This is a genomic window from Moorena producens 3L, assembly GCF_000211815.1.
In the GTDB taxonomy this organism is placed as follows: Bacteria; Cyanobacteriota; Cyanobacteriia; order Cyanobacteriales; family Coleofasciculaceae; genus Moorena; species Moorena producens.
Genome location: NZ_GL890825.1, coordinates 29,720 through 48,106, shown reverse-complemented (window position 1 = coordinate 48,106; position 18,387 = coordinate 29,720). Strand labels below are relative to the sequence as shown.

12 protein-coding genes and 4 pseudogenes are annotated in these 18,387 nt (G+C 44.1%); 5 read left to right on the top strand and 11 right to left on the bottom strand.

The annotated features are described in order from the left end of the window. Positions 1-41: 41 nt before the first annotated feature. The 3 genes and pseudogenes from LYNGBM3L_RS33595 to LYNGBM3L_RS03115 all read right to left on the bottom strand — a co-directional run bounded on the left by LYNGBM3L_RS33595 (position 42) and on the right by LYNGBM3L_RS03115 (position 3,828). Entirely contained in the window at positions 42-1,451 is a 1,410-nt protein-coding gene (locus tag LYNGBM3L_RS33595; RefSeq protein ID WP_008178995.1) for an RNA polymerase sigma factor, read from the bottom strand. 748 nt (positions 1,452-2,199) lie between these two features. Continuing rightward, positions 2,200-2,580 (bottom strand): annotated as a pseudogene (gene dhaM, locus LYNGBM3L_RS03120) (dihydroxyacetone kinase phosphoryl donor subunit DhaM); the annotation flags it as partial. 114 nt (positions 2,581-2,694) lie between these two features. Beyond that, on the bottom strand, positions 2,695-3,828 hold the full coding sequence (locus LYNGBM3L_RS03115) for a HEAT repeat domain-containing protein (RefSeq protein WP_008178992.1): 1,134 nt from the start codon (positions 3,826-3,828) through the stop codon (positions 2,695-2,697). A 758-nt stretch (positions 3,829-4,586) separates the two neighbouring features. Here LYNGBM3L_RS03115 and LYNGBM3L_RS42695 point away from each other — a divergent pair. Then, on the top strand, positions 4,587-4,766 hold the full coding sequence (locus LYNGBM3L_RS42695) for a hypothetical protein (protein WP_154659659.1): 180 nt from the start codon (positions 4,587-4,589) through the stop codon (positions 4,764-4,766). A gap of 51 nt (positions 4,767-4,817) precedes the next feature. Beyond that, positions 4,818-5,267, top strand: a complete 450-nt coding sequence (locus LYNGBM3L_RS03110; protein WP_229414280.1) for a hypothetical protein — start codon at positions 4,818-4,820, stop codon at positions 5,265-5,267. 287 nt (positions 5,268-5,554) lie between these two features. Here the strand turns inward: LYNGBM3L_RS03110 and LYNGBM3L_RS03105 are convergent, their stop codons facing one another. Together LYNGBM3L_RS03105 and LYNGBM3L_RS03100 are read right to left on the bottom strand one after the other, a co-directional pair. Next, the gene (locus LYNGBM3L_RS03105; RefSeq protein ID WP_008178988.1) at positions 5,555-6,085 is read right to left on the bottom strand and encodes a GrpB family protein; all 531 of its coding nucleotides are present in this window, start codon (positions 6,083-6,085) and stop codon (positions 5,555-5,557) included. A 552-nt stretch (positions 6,086-6,637) separates the two neighbouring features. Continuing rightward, the gene (locus tag LYNGBM3L_RS03100) at positions 6,638-7,822 is read right to left on the bottom strand and encodes an RNA-guided endonuclease InsQ/TnpB family protein (protein ID WP_044492212.1); all 1,185 of its coding nucleotides are present in this window, start codon (positions 7,820-7,822) and stop codon (positions 6,638-6,640) included. Between the two features lie 174 nt (positions 7,823-7,996). Between LYNGBM3L_RS03100 and acs the strand changes: the two genes are divergently transcribed. After that, a complete protein-coding gene (gene acs / locus LYNGBM3L_RS03095; RefSeq protein ID WP_008178981.1) occupies positions 7,997-9,967 on the top strand; it encodes an acetate--CoA ligase in 1,971 nt (656 codons plus the stop codon). A 105-nt stretch (positions 9,968-10,072) separates the two neighbouring features. On the opposite strand, the pseudogene LYNGBM3L_RS03090 reads toward acs, so the two are convergent. The 6 genes and pseudogenes from LYNGBM3L_RS03090 to LYNGBM3L_RS03065 form a co-directional block, all read right to left on the bottom strand. Further along, positions 10,073-10,678, bottom strand: a pseudogene (locus tag LYNGBM3L_RS03090) (SDR family NAD(P)-dependent oxidoreductase); the annotation flags it as partial. Between the two features lie 40 nt (positions 10,679-10,718). After that, entirely contained in the window at positions 10,719-11,969 is a 1,251-nt protein-coding gene (locus LYNGBM3L_RS03085) for an RNA-guided endonuclease InsQ/TnpB family protein (RefSeq protein WP_008178979.1), read from the bottom strand. Between the two features lie 77 nt (positions 11,970-12,046). Beyond that, positions 12,047-12,376: pseudogene (locus LYNGBM3L_RS03080) on the bottom strand (SDR family NAD(P)-dependent oxidoreductase); the annotation flags it as partial. Positions 12,377-13,333: 957 nt separating this feature from the next. Further along, the gene (frr, locus tag LYNGBM3L_RS03075) at positions 13,334-13,882 is read right to left on the bottom strand and encodes a ribosome recycling factor (protein ID WP_008178977.1); all 549 of its coding nucleotides are present in this window, start codon (positions 13,880-13,882) and stop codon (positions 13,334-13,336) included. Continuing rightward, entirely contained in the window at positions 13,869-14,597 is a 729-nt protein-coding gene (gene pyrH / locus LYNGBM3L_RS03070; RefSeq protein ID WP_044492210.1) for a UMP kinase, read from the bottom strand. Before pyrH ends, frr begins: the two co-directional genes overlap by 14 nt. Positions 14,598-15,370: 773 nt before the next feature. Further along, positions 15,371-15,919: a thioredoxin family protein gene (locus LYNGBM3L_RS03065; protein WP_008178974.1), complete on the bottom strand. Its 549-nt coding sequence runs from the start codon at positions 15,917-15,919 to the stop codon at positions 15,371-15,373. Positions 15,920-16,833: 914 nt separating this feature from the next. Here LYNGBM3L_RS03065 and LYNGBM3L_RS03060 point away from each other — a divergent pair. Beyond that, a pseudogene (locus LYNGBM3L_RS03060) lies at positions 16,834-17,355 on the top strand (alpha/beta fold hydrolase); the annotation flags it as partial. A gap of 104 nt (positions 17,356-17,459) precedes the next feature. Next, positions 17,460-18,350 carry a hypothetical protein gene (locus LYNGBM3L_RS03055; protein WP_008178970.1) on the top strand — a complete coding sequence of 297 codons (891 nt, stop codon included), beginning with the start codon at positions 17,460-17,462 and terminating at the stop codon, positions 18,348-18,350. The last annotated feature ends 37 nt before the right edge of the window (positions 18,351-18,387 follow it).

The following is an 18,387-nucleotide window of genomic DNA, read 5'->3' as shown; positions in this document are numbered from 1 at the left end:
GGCTGACCGCTGACTTCTGAATGCTTACCTTTTCTTAGTAGCTACTCTAGGTAATGCCCTTGAGCTGCTATGAGCAAATTAGCCATGACCAGAAATGAAAGCTGATCTGGCGGGCCTCTATTCCCTGTATGTGACCTCTGATTCCAGCTTGGCTCTACCTTCGTTTTGAGAGTGCCCCACCAAGACACAATTGTCGCCAAAATCAGGATGGGAAATTGGGAAATATCCTTTGCTATTGGTGCTTGAATGCTCCGATGCTCTCGCGGTGGTGGAGAAATTCCTATCTCTTGGGGCGTAAGCAGTTTAACGCCATGGCTCTGGATAGGATTGCGATCGCTCCCGTGATTTGATTGGGGATTTGGAGTACTCCCCAATAGTGATTTTCCAGCCAAGGGGAGTAATGCCTGGGAGCTTCTTGGTCTGCTTAAAATTTGCTGGTTTTTGCTGTCCCTACTTCTGGGCTCTTTTTTAATTGGGATTACTTTTGGTAGTTCAGATAGTGGCTCAACTGCCAATGCTGGCTTATCCAGTGACGTTATCTCCACTGCTGGCTTAACTGCCAAATCTGGCTTATCCAGTGAAGTTATCTCTACTCCCGTTTTGTCTAAATCCTTATAAGGCTCTTCGACTGAAACAGACTCCGACACTGGCATCTGCCTTAAAGACTCCGAATTTTCAGTTTTCTCCTGCTCCCCTTTTCCTATCTCTTGGTTTGAGGGAGTTACATCGCTTTCTCTGTCTTTTTCTTCCTTACTCTCCTGCTCTTCTACTCCCCTAATCTCCTGCAATTTGGCGATCTCCCCGTAAGCCTTCTGATCCAACCCGGCCCGATACTTAGTTAACCGCTTTTGCAGTATCCCCCTAGCTCGTTGGATGCGTTTACGAACGCTATCGTTGGAAATTGCCAGTCGTTGAGCTATCTCTTGGTGAGACAACTCCTGCTCAAAGCGCAAGACACATACCTGGCGCTGATTCTCCGGCAAATCCTCTAGAGCACTTTGGATTACCTCTAATAGTTCGTTCTTTTCTACAACTAAATCTGGGCTATCGAATTCCGTAACCAACCCATTCCCCTCTGGCACTGCCATCCCTTCCAGGTTTTCTATTCCTACTGCCCCAGAGTTGTTTTCTCGATGTCGGTCTATACAGAAGTTATGGGCAAATTTGGTCAGCCATCCTTTGAGATTGGTAATCTTTGCGGCAAATTTGGGCAATTTTTCCCAAGCCTTGACCATCATCTCAGAAAGAGTATCTTGTGCTTCAGTGGTATTACCCCCCATCCAGCTCAAGCAGCGATGGTAAAGATAGTCTTTATAGTGTTCCCACAGGGGCCAAAAGGCGCTGCTATCGCCATCAGACAGTTTTTCCAGGAGCGACTCGACCCAAAAAGCGGTATCGTTTTCAGCATTTTCGCCCGATGGGGGATGAGAACTGAGGTTTGTTGCCAGCATAAGTCCTGTTGATGCACCAAAATTAAGTATTCCATACTCGTTCTAGTAAAACAAGTTAGGTTGGTCAACTTAATCCTTCAAGTGCAGTCAGAGCTTGAGTTGGGATTGTTTATTAAATTTTTTTTTAGCCTTTTTTTCTCTTTTTATCCTCTTTTTCTTAACTAACTTGAACTCTCCACTACACATTAACCTTTAAGCTTCAACTTTTAACCTTCAACATACCAAGGTTAATAAATTACCAATCACGTCCTGATTAGGCTATTTAGGTAGTAAAAATAATCAAAAATTTTATTAAAATAAAATTTTTGATTATTTTTACTCTATCTAAATGGTTAAATATCGATAACTAAACTCTATGTCTAAAGACAGACAAAAGCAGTCCTTCCCATAGTTCATGGGGTTTGTCATTGATTTTGATCAAGAAATTGGACTGGTATAGCAGAAGTCATTTGTCAGAAGTCATTTGTCAGAAGTAAAACTCTTGCGCTTACAAAGGGTGTGAGACTTTTGTCATGTCCTAACTGCCCTGGCGACTGCTATCAGCTATCAGCTATCAGCCATCAGCTATCAGCTATCAGTTTATGGGCAGGCCACGGGAACAGCTTTTTAATAAAACAGGTAAGCATTGGAATAATGCTGAGTTACATCTGCTGACAGCTGACCGCTGACAGCTGAATGCTTACTTGGACTGTGTGCTGAAACCCTACCAGTAGCGGGAATCCCAACTAAAGTATCAAGTGTCACCGATCAAGGCTGATCTAGCTAATCCAATCCCTTGGTCGATATCACCACCAGCCGCAGCTTGGACAACGGCTGCGATCGCACCTTCCACTAAAGGAGCTTCGCACAATCTTACCTTGCTTTTCTGCTCTTCATCCAGAAACTCCAGTGCCATTTCCGCACTCAGCACTGCACTACCTAGATCCATCAATACTACTACCCCAGCATCGGAGTAAACCGACTCAATGGCAGCTTGGACTTGCAGCACATCGGTACCAAAGGGATTTTCTGGGTCATCAATACCCGCTGCGATCGCAATCGGTACTGAGGTCTGAACCATCTGTTCAGCTAATTCCTTGACCCCAGCTGCTAGCTTAGCACTGTGGGAGATTATCACAATTCCAATCATAAGGGATAATAGATTTCAGGTTGCTACAGCTATCGGAACGACTTCAGTCATTTGCCACCACAAAACCAAATCAGCCTGGTGATCGCGTTCCGATTCGACGCAGTGTTAGCTGGTCTATCCATGGGAGCGATTTAGATTGAGCCTAACTAGTTGATCTATCTCTTCTTTTGTATCTGGTAAGCCGAACATTCTAAGCACATCGATCATGTTACCGTAAATCGAATTTGGAGTTAGCCAAGCTTTTTTGGCAATTGCTATAATAGCCTGACATTGGGATCCAGAAAGGTGATTTATATTCGCTATTTTTCCTTGTGGCCTTAGTGCCACTACTAATAAGCCAATTCCAAAATTATCTCCTACAAAATTACTCCTCATCACTTGCTTGGTGTACCACGGTAAAATACGCTCTGCATATTTAGAACTTGCTATTGCAACAGGAATTGCCATGTTAGGGGTGAATCGTCCCACACTTGGTAATTCTTCATATTCACCAATCATTCCCTCATCAGCAGTTAACAATATTTCCACTAGGGCGTTAAGTGCCTCCTCAGGAGTCTGTACCCCAGAACAGGTAGTAAACCATGCCAGGGCAACGCATTGTGGAAGTCTGTTTTTTTCGCTCCGCCAAAATTCCTCAAACAAAGCTTGCTGATTTGCATAATCAAGTTTTCCTAAGACATGTAATATATTGGCTCGTACTTGTGGATCATTTTCTGTTTTTAGGTGGTTAATCAGTTCAGGAATAGAGCGCTCACGCAAGTCAGGTAAAACTGAGAGTAGATGAGATACATAAAGGCGGTTCAACTTCTCGTTATCATCGAGCATCAGACAATAAACAGGGAGATGTTTTTCTAATTCAGTACGTAAGTCAGCAACCCAGTTAAGTTCCTCTTGAAACCTGGCTTTAAACTCTGGGGTTTCACGCACGTCTTTAAACAAGAAAAGATGTTGGTGGTTATTGTGAAAACTCCCCACCGCTGCTAAACTAGACAGCAAATCAAGGGTAAAATGCTTGTGTTTAATAGTGGATTCCTGCAAAATTTCTATCATAAAAGGAACAGCGGCAACTGCTGCGGTATAGACTGATCCTTGATAATAGAGAGTTGAGTAGAGGTGATTAAACGCTTTTTCTTGGTCTGATGGATTTGAAGAAGTAAGGAGCCGCAAATACTTTGGTGTATCTTCTGCCCCTCCATAAGCATGTTTTAAGGATGTCCAGGGGACGTTGTCGAGATTTTCTAATACCATTTATTGTCTCCAATATTTGCCAGATAACTATTAATTTAAGCGCCACGTTTAAGCGCCAAGGGCGGTCTAATACAACGGATTGACTGAAAAAACTTCTAAAACCCTTGATTTTACCTAGGGAGCGGTTGAGCGGTAGCGAAACCCAACCAAACCATAAGCTGCCTTGGGTTGAACATAGTGAAAGCCCAACTACAAAGCCAGATTTGTCAGTCAAGCAGCCTTAAGGGTATGAAGTGTTAGGTTTTCTATTTTAAGTCTTCCCATCTTTAACAAAAATAAAACCAAACCCGAACAACTCTATCCCTCACTCATTTTTCCTCTGTAAGCATTCAGCTATCAGCCAAACTATCAACAACGGCTGAATACTTTTAGGTTCAGGCAATTATACCTATTTCAAAGACTAGCTAAACTTGCTACCATTATAATCATAATATTGTAACTAATTATTACATTTCCTAAAAATTGCCTTGATTTTTTTTATTTTAGGTTGACAACAACCCTAGCCAAATGTTATACTATATTCATAACAAAAAGAGCCGCGCTCTTCGGCGAGCAACCAGGAAGCGCGGCGGGTGCATCTCAGTTTTGCAATTAGGCAAAAATTCGGGAGAAAATTCCCACACTCCCCGGGCCCGGGCCCCACACTTCCTTTTTTACAAATATGAGATGCACCCGACTATAAAGGGAGCAGGTCAAATAAGCCTAACAAATGAACTACTTGACAAAACAACAAAAATCCGGTCTTAGTTGCAGAACAGATGAACTATTTACCAGATCAGCAAGCAATTACCCATCAGGGGGCTATAGTAATGGTAAAAATATTAGGCTTAAGTGACATGCTTCCCCTATTACCTATTACCCATTACCTATTACCCATTCCCCATTCCCCATTCCCCATTCCCCATTCCCCATTCCCCATTCCCCTTTTACAAATATGAGATGCACCCAGCGCGGCTCTCCCCCCAAAGTAAACTTTAGGTAACTCTATCATGCCAGAAAAGCGATGCAGCGCGGTCTTGGGGGTTTCCCCCATGAGCGACTGCATCAAGACGCGATTAGTTGATCATCCCATCGATTACCACGAAGCCATGGAGCGCCTTGAGCAGCTTGCCCAGAGGAATTCCAAGCCCGAAAATTCCTATCCCTATCCCATCACCGAGCGAGAACAAATCCTAATTCGACTGTACAGTTACTGGGAATTGGGTATGACACCGCAACGGTTTTATCAAAAGTGGGACATAACTCCAGAAGATATAGCTTTGATCTGTTCTTGCTCTACTCAAACCGTCAACGGCTGGTTTAACACCAGTCGTCGCTGTTACCCTCCCACTCCCGGTCACTTGCGCCATCTGGCCATTATGGATTTCTTATTGGAAGATTTTGAGACAATTCCGAAAGAGTTATTGGAGCGATTGTTCTCGAAGGAGGTCAGAATGTAGAATTTAGAATGAAGAATTTAGAATGAAGAATTTAGAATGAAGAATTTAGAATGAAGAATGAAGAATGTAGAATGCATAATTTAGAATGGTGAATGTAGAATGGTGAATGTAGAATGGTGAAGGCAGAAGGCAGAAGGCAGAAGGCAGGATTTCCAATTCTAAATTCCCAATTCCCAATTCCCAATTCTAAATTCTATTGAATTCTAAATTATGCATTATTAATTCCCAATTATTAATTCTCAATTATTAATTCTCAATTATTAATTCTACATTCTACATTCTACATTCTACATTCTACATTCTCTGCGCCACTCTGCTGCTTTTCGATCCATCTCTTTGATGAACCCATCTTTTCCCTCCATATATGCTTCAATATTGTCTGGATATTTCTTAGCAAGTTCTCGCTTAAGTTCACCGTATTTTTGGGCATCCTTAGGATGGGCAATCAGATAATCTCGAAAGGCTAAGTGGCGCTCTACCTCTACCGAATTAACCTCAAACATATGAACATGATGTGTTCTGATTCCTATTTGATTATGTTTCCGGAAATAACGACGACCTGGTATGCCGTATTCACCCATTCCTTCATAGCCTATTGTCTCCATTGCTGAACTATTTTCATCTACTTTGGTAATGTCTTTGACTTCAACCAAAATATCAATAATTGGTTTAGCATCTAGTTCTGGAATAGATGTACTCCCAATATGGTGTACAGCAACTAAGTTTTCGGCGACGGCAAGGGCAATCTGCTTTGATTCACGCTCAAATTCATCTCGCCACTTGGGGTCATGGGGAACAACTTCTACTTTTATTGACATAACTACAGCATTTTTATTGTAAGTATATGCGCTACGCGAACAGCGGTCAGCCGTCAGCCGTCAGCCGTCAGCCGTCAGCCGTCAGTGATCAGCAGAGGTAACTTAGATGAAACAAATGGTTACCTGTTTTATTCCAAAGCTGAAAGCTGAAAGCTGAAAGCTGATAGCTGATAGCTGAAAGCTGAAAGCTGAAAGCTGAAAGCTGATAGCTGAAAGCTGAAAGCTGATAGCTGAAAGCTGATAGCTGAAAGCTGATAGCTGATAGCTGAAAGCTGAAAGTTGATAGCTTACGACTATACCTGCTAAAGAAGTAGAGAGCTGAGCGATTATTAAGCAGAAATTAAAGAAAGAAATCTAACGATTTGCCCAACTGGGTAACCTGTTAAGTATGGTTTTAGTGAATTCTCCCTCCGCTAACATGCGCGGGTATAGCGGGGGCTTCAAAGACGAGCGCCCTGATGTGGGTGTTCGTTTTTGAATTTCCTGGTTATGCTTCGTTACCGAAGTTTGCACCACTTACCTAGCGTTCACACGCCCCGGCAGATCGATTGCTCAGGCAGTTTCCAGTTCCCGATGTTCCACGGGTAAAGTTTGATGTTTTGCGATTCCCCGGTTGCAAATTACTTGAGCGCTAGCTACGTCTCTAGGCTTGACAGAACAGCAGTTATCGCAACGGTGAATCCGATCAGCGAGTGTTTTTTTAACAGTTACACCGCAATCGGGGCATTCTTGAGAAGTTCCACGGTGATCAACCGTGTCGAAAAACTTCCCAAGTTTCAACGCGACAGTCTTAGTAATCTGACGCAATTCACCTAAACCAGCGTCTAAGGTATGTTTACCCAACATCCCCTTAGCCATTGTCCGAAAATCAATGTCTTCAAAGAAAATACTGTCACACTCAGCTAGCAGCTGATGAGCCAGTTTGTAATGGTGATCTCTTCTTTGAGCCGCTACAGTTCGGTGAAGTCTCGCTACTTTCAACTGAGCTTTACGGTAGTTAGCTGATCCCTTTTGTTTCCTGTTTAAGCGACGTTGCAGCAATTTAAGCTTGCGTTCTGCTTTGACTTTGAACCGGGGACGCTTTACCTGTAAGCTATCTGAAGTGGCGACAAGGTAATCAAGTCCAAGATCAACACCAATAGCGTGACCGTGGAACCCAACTGACGGAACATTAACATCACACTGGATGCAAATATTGCAATACCAGTGATCCGCTTTTTTGATGACCCGAACATTTTTAATTTTGAAACCATCCGGGATCGGACGATGAAGATTAATTGTCACTTTTCCCAGTTTGGGAAGCTTGATCACGTTGTTTTGAGCATCTAATGGTGAAGTTTTGAACTGAGGAAATAATGTTGATCTCAGCTTCCCTGGTTTCTTAAACCGTGGATATCCAAAACCACGTTCACGCATAAAATCAAACCCTTTGTGAAGCTGTTTGATAGTGCATTGCAGGTTTTGGGCAGGCACCGCTTTCAGTCGTGGGTTTGTCTTTTTAGCTTTAGCTAATTCAGCATTCTGCTTATATTCGGACGGATACGGTTCATCGGGTGGAATTACATATTCACTAACGATTGAACACCGATCAATCGGACACTTCCGGCTGTTTGACCAGTCTTTAATCTGCCTCAAAGCGTAGTTGTAAACCCTTCGAGACGTTTCGAGCCAGTCACACAGGGTGATCGCCTGTTCAGCATCGGGATAAATACGATATTGGTAGTTCAATCTCAGCATACCCATAGTATAGCTAGTTCTACTAGCAACCTCACCATCCGTAGACTAAAAAATTGGTAAAGTTAAGGGCAAGTGGATGAATCCCACTTGCCCTTAACAACCCCCAACCCTAGTTAGACTTAGCCTGGGCTAGGTCTAGACTACCTAAATAGATATCAGTAATTTCCCATAACTATGTCACAACCCACTATAGAATCAATCCTTCAAGAAGAACGGCTGTTCCCGCCACCGACTGACTTTTCTGAGAATGCCCAGATTAAGAGCATGGCGGAGTATCAGCAACTGTATGAACAAGCCAAAGCTGACCCCCAAGGGTTTTGGGCCCAGCTTGCAGACCAAGAACTAGACTGGTTTCAAAAGTGGGATACGGTATTAGATTGGCAACCCCCCTTTGCCAAGTGGTTTGTTGGTGGAAAGATTAATATTTCTTACAACTGTCTTGACAGACACCTCACTACCTGGCGTCGGAATAAAGCTGCCCTGATTTGGGAAGGGGAACCGGGAGACTCCCGCACCCTAACCTATGCCCAGTTACACCGGGAAGTTTGCCAGATGGCAAATGTGATCAAACAACTGGGAGTGAAAAAAGGCGATCGCGTTGGCATTTATATGCCCATGATTCCGGAAGCTGCCATTGCCATGCTGGCCTGTGCTAGAATTGGTGCTCCCCACACGGTTGTTTTTGGTGGCTTTAGTGCTGAAGCCCTAAAAGACCGACTGGTAGATGCTCAAGCTAAATTAGTAATTACTGCTGATGGGGGCTGGCGCAAAGACAAGATTGTTCCTCTCAAGATCCAAGTTGATAAAGCCCTAGAGAATAATGGCGCACCTACTGTAGAAAACGTCCTAGTGGTAGAACGCACCAAGCAAGGGATTGACATGGAACCAGGACGAGACCACTGGTGGCATGACTTGCAACCGGGAGCATCTGCGGATTGTCCAGCGGAACCCATGGATAGTGAAGATATGCTCTTCATTCTCTACACTAGCGGTACCACCGGTAAACCGAAAGGGGTCGTTCACACTACTGGTGGCTATAACCTCTACACCCACATGACTACCAAGTGGACCTTTGACCTCAAAGAGACCGATGTCTACTGGTGTACTGCTGATGTTGGCTGGATTACCGGACACAGTTACATTGTCTATGGTCCATTGTCCAATGGTGCTACTAGCCTGATGTACGAAGGGGCTCCCCGTCCTTCCAATCCCGGTTGCTTGTGGGATGTGGTAGAAAAATATGGAGTCACTATCTTCTACACTGCGCCCACTGCGATTCGTGCCTTTATTAAGATGGGAGACCAGCATCCCAACGCCCGTGATTTATCGTCCCTACGTATCCTAGGAACTGTCGGTGAACCGATTAACCCAGAAGCCTGGATGTGGTACCATCGAGTGATTGGGGGAGAACGTTGTCCCATTGTCGATACGTGGTGGCAAACTGAAACCGGAGGCTTCATGCTCACCCCCTTACCCGGTGCTACTCCCACTAAACCCGGTTCCGCTACCTTCCCCTTCCCAGGCATTATTGCTGATATTGTAGATTTAGACGGCAATCCAGTTGGGGACAATGATGGTGGTTATTTAGTTATCAAACATCCTTGGCCAAGTATGATCCGTACTGTCTATGGCAATGATGACCGTTTCCGCCGCACCTATTGGGAACATATCCAGCCAAAAGATGGCCAATACTTCTATTTTGCTGGAGATGGTGCCAGACAAGACCCCGATGGCTATTTCTGGGTTATGGGTCGTGTCGATGATGTGTTGAATATCTCTGGTCACCGCTTAGGAACCATGGAAGTGGAGTCAGCACTGGTTTCTCATCCTTCTGTAGCTGAAGCAGCTGTAGTCGGTAAACCTGATGAGCTAAAAGGGGAAGATGTCTTTGCCTTTGTGACCTTAGAAGGCAGTTATAGCGCTAGTGACGAACTCAAGCAAGAACTAAAGCAGCACGTAGTCAAAGAAATTGGTGCGATCGCACGTCCTGGTGACATTCGCTTTACTGATGCTTTGCCCAAGACCCGTTCCGGAAAGATTATGCGACGGCTATTGCGATCGCTAGCTGCAGGTCAAGAGGTGGCTGGAGATACCTCCACTCTAGAAGACCGCAGTGTTTTGGATAAGTTACGGGAAGGGGCTTGAAAACCAGGCTTCAGGTAAGCAGTCAGCTATCAGCTATCAGCTTATACAAGACTTAAGCAGCCAATCTATATGTAGGCTGTCTAAGTCTTGTTCATATCGGAAAAGTTAATCAGGAAATTTGTCTTTTAAAGCTTGATCAAACCCTTGATCAAAGGTTTGTATACTAGATCTAAAGAAGCCAAAATCCAAAACTTTTCTCCAAAATCCTTTTCTGTTGCTTGTTGTCTGTTGCCTGTTTGCTATTTCTCCAAAACTTTTTCTTCTAGATAAAGGAGCTGCTATCAGTAACATCTTCGACCGTAGGGAAGGAAAGAAACGCTGACACCACACAGTTAAATGACTTTGCCATCCCACTAAAATTTCCGATGAGTTCTTCTCCAGTTTGGCGACTAGCACCTTGGCGACTTGTTGGGGAGTCATCGGCAACACCCAGCGAAACAACTGTAATCCTCGCGCCATATCAGTATCTGTTAACGATGGCAGTAAAGCAATTACCCGAATATTTTGTGGCGCTAACTCCCCTCGTAAGGCTTGGGTAAAACCAACAATGCCAAATTTGGTAGCTGAATAGCTTGCCATCGTCGGTGCTGCTACTTTACCCATCAAACTAGAAACATTTACAATAGTGCCTTCTCGTCGTGCTGCCATGCGTCGCCCAATTAGACGAGTCATCGTGTACATACCCATTAAATTTGTGGCGATTTCTTCCTTTGACATCCTCCCCGGCATGAATGCGCGGGGATTCCAAACCTCACGATTTGGGTTTCCTCTTTCTGTTTCTTCGAGCTGGTTTACTTGGTTGAGTTTCCCCACTCAAGTAGTGACCAATCTCTCCAGAGGCGTTAATTTCCGTCTGCCCGACGGTATTTGATAGCTGTTTAAGTGCAGATTTAAGAATGTTGTTCGCGTAGCGTCGGCTTCGCCGAATCGCAGCGTTATGATCCCGATCTGCTAGATACCCACAGTGAGGACACTCATGAGTTCTAGTGCTAAGAGTTTTGATAACTTTCTCCCCACAATTCGAGCAATTCTGGGAAGTATATGCAGGCTCAACAGCAATAACTGGAACTCCATAAATTCTGCCAAAATACTCTAACCATTCCCTAAATCTGTACCAAGCAGCATCCGAAATCGATTTAGCTAGTTTGTGGTTCTTAACCATGTTGCGTATCCGTAGGTTTTCAATCGCAACCAAGTCGTGAGACCGGATGACGTGTTGAGCTAATTTACAAACCCAATCGTTACGTCTGCGTGACACCTTTAGATGTGCTCTACCTAATCGGTTTCTGGCTTTTTTTCGGTTTTGACTTCCTTTTTGGGTTCGAGATAATCGACGTTGCAGCTTCTTGATTCTACGTTCGTCACTCCTGAGAAACCGAGGATTGTCTATCTGTTCGCCAAATGAATCAGTGTAGAAAAAGTTAAGACCTACATCTAGCCCGGTCTGTTTTCCTGTTAGCTCTTTTGTCTCCTCTCTAGTCTGGTCGATCAAAAATTGTGCGTAATACCCATCATGCCTTCTAATCACTCTTACTCGTTTAATTTGTTTGAGTTGATAGAAGTGGAGATCTCGACTCCCCCAAAGTTTGAACGTACCCGATTTAAACTTGTCTGAAAAGGTTAAATAACGCCTATCTTCAGAGAGTTTCCATCCGGAAGTCTTGTATTCGACAGATGCTCGAACTTGGTATTTCTTAAACTTTGGGAAACCTTTCTTGCCAGGTATCTTTTGCTTGCAATTTCGATAGAACCGTTCAATTGATGCCCAGGCTCTTTCCGCGTGCGCCTGTCGAGCCATCGAGTTGAGCTTGCTTACCCAGGGGAACTCTGGGTTGTCTGATAGCACTTTGCAGTAGCTATAGGCATCGTTGCGACTTTTGATTTGACCATCCATCCACGCTCTGACAATGCTGTTGCGAACAAACAACCCTGTACGGATAGCTTCATCAAGCCGACCATACTGGGATTCCGTTCCTTGCAGCTTCATTTCGTAGATGATCATGATTATCGCTATTGCTCACGATAAATATGATAGCACAAAGTTAACCGTCCTAGAAGGACGGGGCTTTAGACCCGCTTTTTTTTTGGTAAATTTTGCAGTTTGGATTCTAGAAAAGGAGCTTGATGAGCAACGCCAGCACAGTTAACCAACAAATCAATTGGTCCGTAACTTCGCCAAGCTCGTGCGATTGCAATATTGACTTCTACTATTTGGGTTAGATCTAAAACGAGCGTCACAACTAGTACCCCTTGTCGTTCAATCTCAGCCGCCACTTCTGCTAAACGTTGGCGATTTCGTGCCACCAACAGTAAGCGTCTTATTCCTTGTTGGGCTAACTCCAGAGCGATCGCTCTGCCAATACCACGAGAGGCTCCGGTCACCAGAGCCGTTTTTCCCTGAATCTTCATTTGCTACAATGCCTATAGTTGAAAATAAGTAAAAGTTAAAAACAAGCAAGCATCCGATGCTAATATGCGTCGCTAAACCCACTGAGACTGAACTTAGCAACAGTAAAATTAGTCACCGTGAAGTTAGCCACCGTGAAAATTTGCTCCCACGCAACGGTTATCCGTAGGCAGTGCAAGATTGGTAAAGACTACCTACAAATAATTGATGGCAACAGCCTTCTCCCCGACCTTAGCTATCGGACTATTGGCTAAGGGAGTCAGAAAAGCGGCAATTTGCCATTCAGTCTGGTGGATAACTGGTTAAGATATTTCTCGCCGGTTTGTTGCGGAAACTTGGTAAGAATCGGTGGTCGAAATATCCTTCAAATCATTCTGGCATCAGTTAATCAATCCGTAGCCAGAATGGGTGTTGATGTAGAGCATGGTTGGTACCCTCCTTGAAATGAGTATTAACCAGAAACTAAGCCATAAGCCTACAGTAACAACAGCAACTCTCAACTGCAACATATATTAACATAAAACTATTGTTTTTTACATTTATATACGAAAAATTCATACATCAATTAGGATTAAACAGTTATTTCATATTGGTTCAATCTCTTATCAAATATAGGATTGAGTCGTTTTATTCCTGAATTTTGTTTTTTTGTTCAATAAGAAAAAATATGAGAAAATTAACAAAGTGTTCAGGTAGATAGAAAAAATCCGCTCATCCTAGACCTGGCTAGTCGTGGGATCAGCGGGTCATTTTATTCAAGTAGATTAAAAATTTCCGCTCATCCTAGACCTGGCTAGTCGTGGGATGAGCGGTTCATTGTCAGATAAGTGTTAAATAACTAGTAAGTACACAAGTACAACAATTACACACAACTGTGAATGCCGATAGAGGGAAGAGTTGCCAAAATGAACTCACCCCCCACCAAGAATAGCATTACACAGTAGCATTACATAGTAGCATTACACAGTCATGATGTCTTTTTCTTTAGCCGCGAACACTTCATCAACTTTTTTTGTGTATTTATTCGTCAACTTCTGAATCTCGTCCTGCAAATCCCGTGACTCATCCTCAGAGATTTCCTTATTTTTGTCCTGTTTTCGGACAGAGTCAACGGCATCACGACGGATATTGCGAATCGAGACTCGACCTTCCTCCGCAAACTTACTTGCCATTTTGACAAATTCTTTACGGCGCTCACTAGTGAGTGGAGGAATATTTAACCGCACAACTTCACCATTGTTGTTTGGAGGCAAATCCAGATCCGAAAGAGTAATTGCTTTCTCGATCTGGCTCAGCATACTTTTGTCGTAAGGTTGGATGGTGATTGTACTAGCGTCTGGCGTGTTGATATTAGCCAAAGATTTCAGGGGGGTTGGGGTACCATAGTACTCAACCATCACCCGATCCAATAGACTAGTACTGGCACGACCAGTCCTAATGGTATTGAACGCTCGTTGAGTTGCCTCAACAGCTTTCTGCATACTGGTTTCGACATCAGCTAATTTCACAGGAACCTCCCACAATTGTTCCAACAGTTTCTCCCATAACAGCGCGGTGAATATTACCCCGCACCCTTAGATCAAATACCATAATTGGGAGGTCATTCTCTTTACATAATGCGATCGCAGTACTATCCATCACCCGCAAATCCTGACTTAGGACATGGCTGTAGGTCAGGCTCTGATACCGTCGGGCCTTAGGATTCAGCTTAGGATCACAATCATAAATACCATCGACTTTAGTTGCCTTAAATATTACCTCAGCATCGATTTCTGCCGCTCGTAAAGCAGCGGTGGTGTCAGTGGTAAAAAAGGGATTACCACTACCTGCACCAAAAATAACCACTCGTCCCTTTTCCAGGTGGCGAATGGCACGACGCCTGATATACGGTTCTGCCACTTCCTGCATTTCGATTGCAGTTTGCACCCGTGTCGGGATATCGTTTCGTTCTAGAGCATCTTGCAAAGTCAAGGCATTCATCACTGTGGCAATCATACCGATATAGTCAGCAGTTGCCCGATCCATCCCCCCTGCTGCAGCTTTAAGTCCGCGAAAGATATTGCCACCACCAACAACGATTGCCATTTGAACACCTTCATTCAAAACGGCAGCGACTTCAGCTGCGATTTCCTGAACCACTTCCGGTGAGATGCCGTAGCCCAAATTGCCCATCAAGGCTTCACCGCTCAATTTTAGTAAAACCCTTCGGTATTTTATCCCCATGCCACGACTCTTTGTTATGAAATTGTTATCCACATCAAGATAACAGTCAAATTTGTCATTCGTCATGGGTCATAGCTGAACCCTTATCGCTGATCGCTGATTTTTAATCCCAGCTTAAGGATTATTAGAGGTCTAACCGCTGGAAACCCCGTCTCTTTAAAGCGGGTATCAAAGTGAACAGCGCGCTTTTAGCCGTGAAAAGATTTCCTAGAAGATTCCGGAATCATCGTCAAAACCAATGTATAATAAATTATAGAGTACAGGCTGCAAAACCGTTGGCTCAACCGGGGTAGAGACCCGCAATTGATTGACCATAAAGTAGTAATGCTCGGAGGGTAGGGAATCTCCTCCTTAAAAACCCAATCATCAATTAACAGTTGGTGTGTGAACCCAGAAAAATCACTATGCACGAGAAAACGGTACGGTGGGGTTAGAAGTTACCGTAATCAGAGGGTCGCCTTTATAGTTAGTCGGCTATGAGTAAAAAGTTTTAACCTTTGTGATTAAGGCGACCCTCTGATAAGGTTTCGTTTCCGGCACACCGGAACCAAGTGAAAAGGAAGAGAAACGGACTTTTTAAGGCACTTCCTATTAAGTAGCTAAACGCTTAAGGAGAATCGCCCTCTGGGTCTGTCGTGAATTGACTAGGAACTTGGTTTTGACGGGTTTTTGGTTAAGTATTGTCCTATTTTTGGCGGCGTCATAGATAGGAACACGGCGGTTTAAGGCGGCTCGTTGATCTAGGAATCCCCGCGCCTTTAGATCGGGGAGTGTCAACGCCACTGAATAGGACTACCAGTTACTTTAGTTGATTGTGTTGAAATCTCTTCCCCTGCTAAAAGAGACGCGATCGCACTGTTTAAGTAATGGGCTTGTACTGCGTCACCATCTTCGGGATTATCATCAACCGATCCATTATAGCATACAATTCCCTTATGGTCAATTAAAAATGCCTCAGTGGTTTTCTGGGCACCAAAGCTGTGAGCTACATCTTGAGTTGGATCCCAAAGGTAAGGAAAATTCAATTGCTGATCTTGGCAGAACTGCTTCATCTCCTCAAAACTCTCTGCGGGGTACTGATAAACATCATTGGCATTAATGCCCACTAGGGTAAAACCTTGATCTTCAAACTGGTCTTGAATGTGTTTGAGTCTTGGGATGTAGGACTTGACATAGGGGCAGTTGTTGCCTAAGAAAATAACTCCCACTCCTGAAAAACGTTCTAAGTAACGGCAGAGATGGTGAACCTGCTCATCAGTTCCCGGCAATTCAAAATCCGGAGCATAACTGCCAATGGTGATGATGATTTTTTCTATAGTCATGGGTGATGGGTGATGGGTGATGGATCATGGGTCAACCCCCTTTACAATGCAAGCTTTGGTTAAGGGGAGATGATGCGATCGCTAATTAGCTCATAGACGAATTTAGCATCAAGGGTAAATTTCCCGACCCAATTCTTAATCGAGCCTATTCCACCTGCTCAGAATCTAAAAGAGCTTCTGGAGCATTTTGCCAACCTTCACCATAGGTTGTCGCGGCTCAATAGGCAATCCGTAAAATCACCACTCCTGCAGCTGACTATTTACTAGAAAACTAAACACTGAAAGCCCGGCATCTTTAGATTAGATCGGGGATGAAAGTGACCAGCGAGTTTAGTCGCCGTAAAAAAACTTCTATCAAGAGGTTGTCGCTACATTAGCGCCATAGTATAATTGAAGTATAGGGTACAGGCTGAAAAACCGCAGGCTGAGCCGGGAGAGAGACCCGTAACTTACCGACCTGAAAGTAGTAATGCCCGGAGGGTAGGGAAAATCCTCCTTTCTTGATGCAGTCGCTCATGGGGGAAACCCCCAAGACCGCGCTGCATCGCTAAAAACCCAACCATCGACTACCAATCGGTGTAGTGAACCCAGCAAGACAAAACTTGAGAAAACAACGGTACGGCGGGGCACGCCGAAACCAGGTGAAACAGGGAAGCAACGGACTTGATAAGGCACTTCTCAATAAGTAACTAAACGCCCAAGGAGATTAGCCCGCTGGGTCTTTTGTGAGCTAAACTCAAACCTTGGTTTTGACGGGGCTTTGGTTTAGATATTGCTTAGTTTTTGGCAGCTTCAAAGATTAAGACACAAAGGTTTAAGGCCGATCGTAGATCTGGGAATCCCCGTCTCTTTAGAGCGGGGAGTGTCAAAAAATGTAAAGGTAACGCTATGGCATAACTTGGGATTTTTTGATCATGTCCTCCTCTTTCACAGCCCCAATCAGGGATCAGATTGAAACAAAAACCTGGATTTGGCAGGGCTTTTCTATTGGGTATAAAGCTTACGGTCATTCTGGACCAGCTGTGGTTATGGTCCATGGCTTTGGGGCATCTTCCGGACATTGGCGCAAGACCTTGCCAGTGTTGGGGGAAACCTGCCGATGTTATGCCATTGATTTGATTGGCTTTGGGGCTTCAGCTAAACCGACTCCTGGTATAGAAATAGACTACACCTTTGAAACCTGGGGGCAACAAATTGCCGATTTCTGTCGGGAGGTGGTTGGTGGTCCGGCGTTTTTAGTCGGAAACTCTATTGGTTGTATTGCGCTGATGCAAACCGCTGTAGATAATCCAGAGCTAGCCAAAGGAGTCGCCCTGCTCAACTTTTCTCTACGACTACTCCATGAGCGTAAACGGGCTGAACTGCCTTGGTATCAGCGTCTTGGCGCACCACTACTTCAACGATTCTTAAAGATTAAGTGGGTTGGCCTCGCATTTAGACCCCTAAAAATAGGGATAAATCGGTATTTAATACCACAATTCGGACATTGACATTTTACTAGCGCTAGAGTATAATTGAAGTGTAGGATTCAGACCTAACTATGCCCAAGAAAGTAGACACAGCAAAAAAGAGATCAACTCAAATCGTTCCTGTCATAGGGATGAGTGAGTTGGTTCAGGCTGAGTTGCTGTCTACCATGAAAAAACTGGGCATCGTCAGGTCTGAATCCTACAACAAGCTAGGTAGTATTAGTCATTGGGGTCTTGATTGGAAAAAAGCCTATCCAGAGGTCAGAAGTTTTAGGACTCCTGATACCCTGGGACTGCCAGCGAAATTGATGGAATGGACGGTCAGTGATGTAGCAAAAGCTATCACAGCTCAGCAGGCAGCTTGCACTGATGCGGTAATTAAGAAGATTTACAAAAAATTTCCAGGGAGGGACGGCCAAAGGAGAAGAAAGGAACTTTGTAAACAGCTTAAGACTTTAGCTTTTATAGATGATCCATTGCTGCATAGACTTGTTAGGAAGGAATTTCAGCGAGGGCATTCCTGGGTCAAGAATCAGATAGTCTATCAACAAGTAGGATATAAGTGCAAAAGGCTCTCTCGTAATACTTACCAACTAGAGTTGGCTGGATTGAGGAGAGGAAAGAGAAACAAAATAACCGTTAGGTCTAATCGGAAAATAAAAGGCCAGATTAGACTGGTATACAAGCAACTCTTGGGAAAGTTTGAGATTCACTTTTTAGTAGACTATGGCACCGTAGAAATCCCTGCCAACCGTCGAGCTATTGGGGTAGACAAGGGGTACACAGAGGCTTTTTATGATTCAGATGGTCAGGCACACGGAAAAAAACTTAGGAAAAGTAGCAAACCAATAAATCGGATCGCATCTGTGCAAAAAAACCGCAACAGAGGGAAGCTTTGGGCGCTTCATAGAAAACTAGAAAAAATCGACCCAGCCAAGTCGGCTCGAATACTCAAAAAATAACCTAAAGTAGAAAAAACTGAAAAATCGACCGATACAG

Bases quoted from the DNA above. Each gene is read 5' to 3' on its own strand.
- LYNGBM3L_RS33595 (WP_008178995.1), bottom strand. From the start codon at position 1,451: ATGCTGGCAACAAACCTCAGTTCTCATCCCCCATCGGGCGAAAATGCT.
- LYNGBM3L_RS42695 (WP_154659659.1), top strand. From the start codon at position 4,587: ATGAACTATTTACCAGATCAGCAAGCAATTACCCATCAGGGGGCTATA.
- LYNGBM3L_RS03115 (WP_008178992.1), bottom strand. From the start codon at position 3,828: ATGGTATTAGAAAATCTCGACAACGTCCCCTGGACATCCTTAAAACAT.
- LYNGBM3L_RS03055 (WP_008178970.1), top strand. From the start codon at position 17,460: ATGCCCAAGAAAGTAGACACAGCAAAAAAGAGATCAACTCAAATCGTT.
- acs (WP_008178981.1), top strand. From the start codon at position 7,997: ATGTCACAACCCACTATAGAATCAATCCTTCAAGAAGAACGGCTGTTC.
- pyrH (WP_044492210.1), bottom strand. From the start codon at position 14,597: ATGGGGATAAAATACCGAAGGGTTTTACTAAAATTGAGCGGTGAAGCC.
- LYNGBM3L_RS03065 (WP_008178974.1), bottom strand. From the start codon at position 15,919: ATGACTATAGAAAAAATCATCATCACCATTGGCAGTTATGCTCCGGAT.
- LYNGBM3L_RS03105 (WP_008178988.1), bottom strand. From the start codon at position 6,085: ATGTCAATAAAAGTAGAAGTTGTTCCCCATGACCCCAAGTGGCGAGAT.
- LYNGBM3L_RS03110 (WP_229414280.1), top strand. From the start codon at position 4,818: ATGCCAGAAAAGCGATGCAGCGCGGTCTTGGGGGTTTCCCCCATGAGC.
- LYNGBM3L_RS03100 (WP_044492212.1), bottom strand. From the start codon at position 7,822: ATGCTGAGATTGAACTACCAATATCGTATTTATCCCGATGCTGAACAG.
- LYNGBM3L_RS03085 (WP_008178979.1), bottom strand. From the start codon at position 11,969: ATGATCATCTACGAAATGAAGCTGCAAGGAACGGAATCCCAGTATGGT.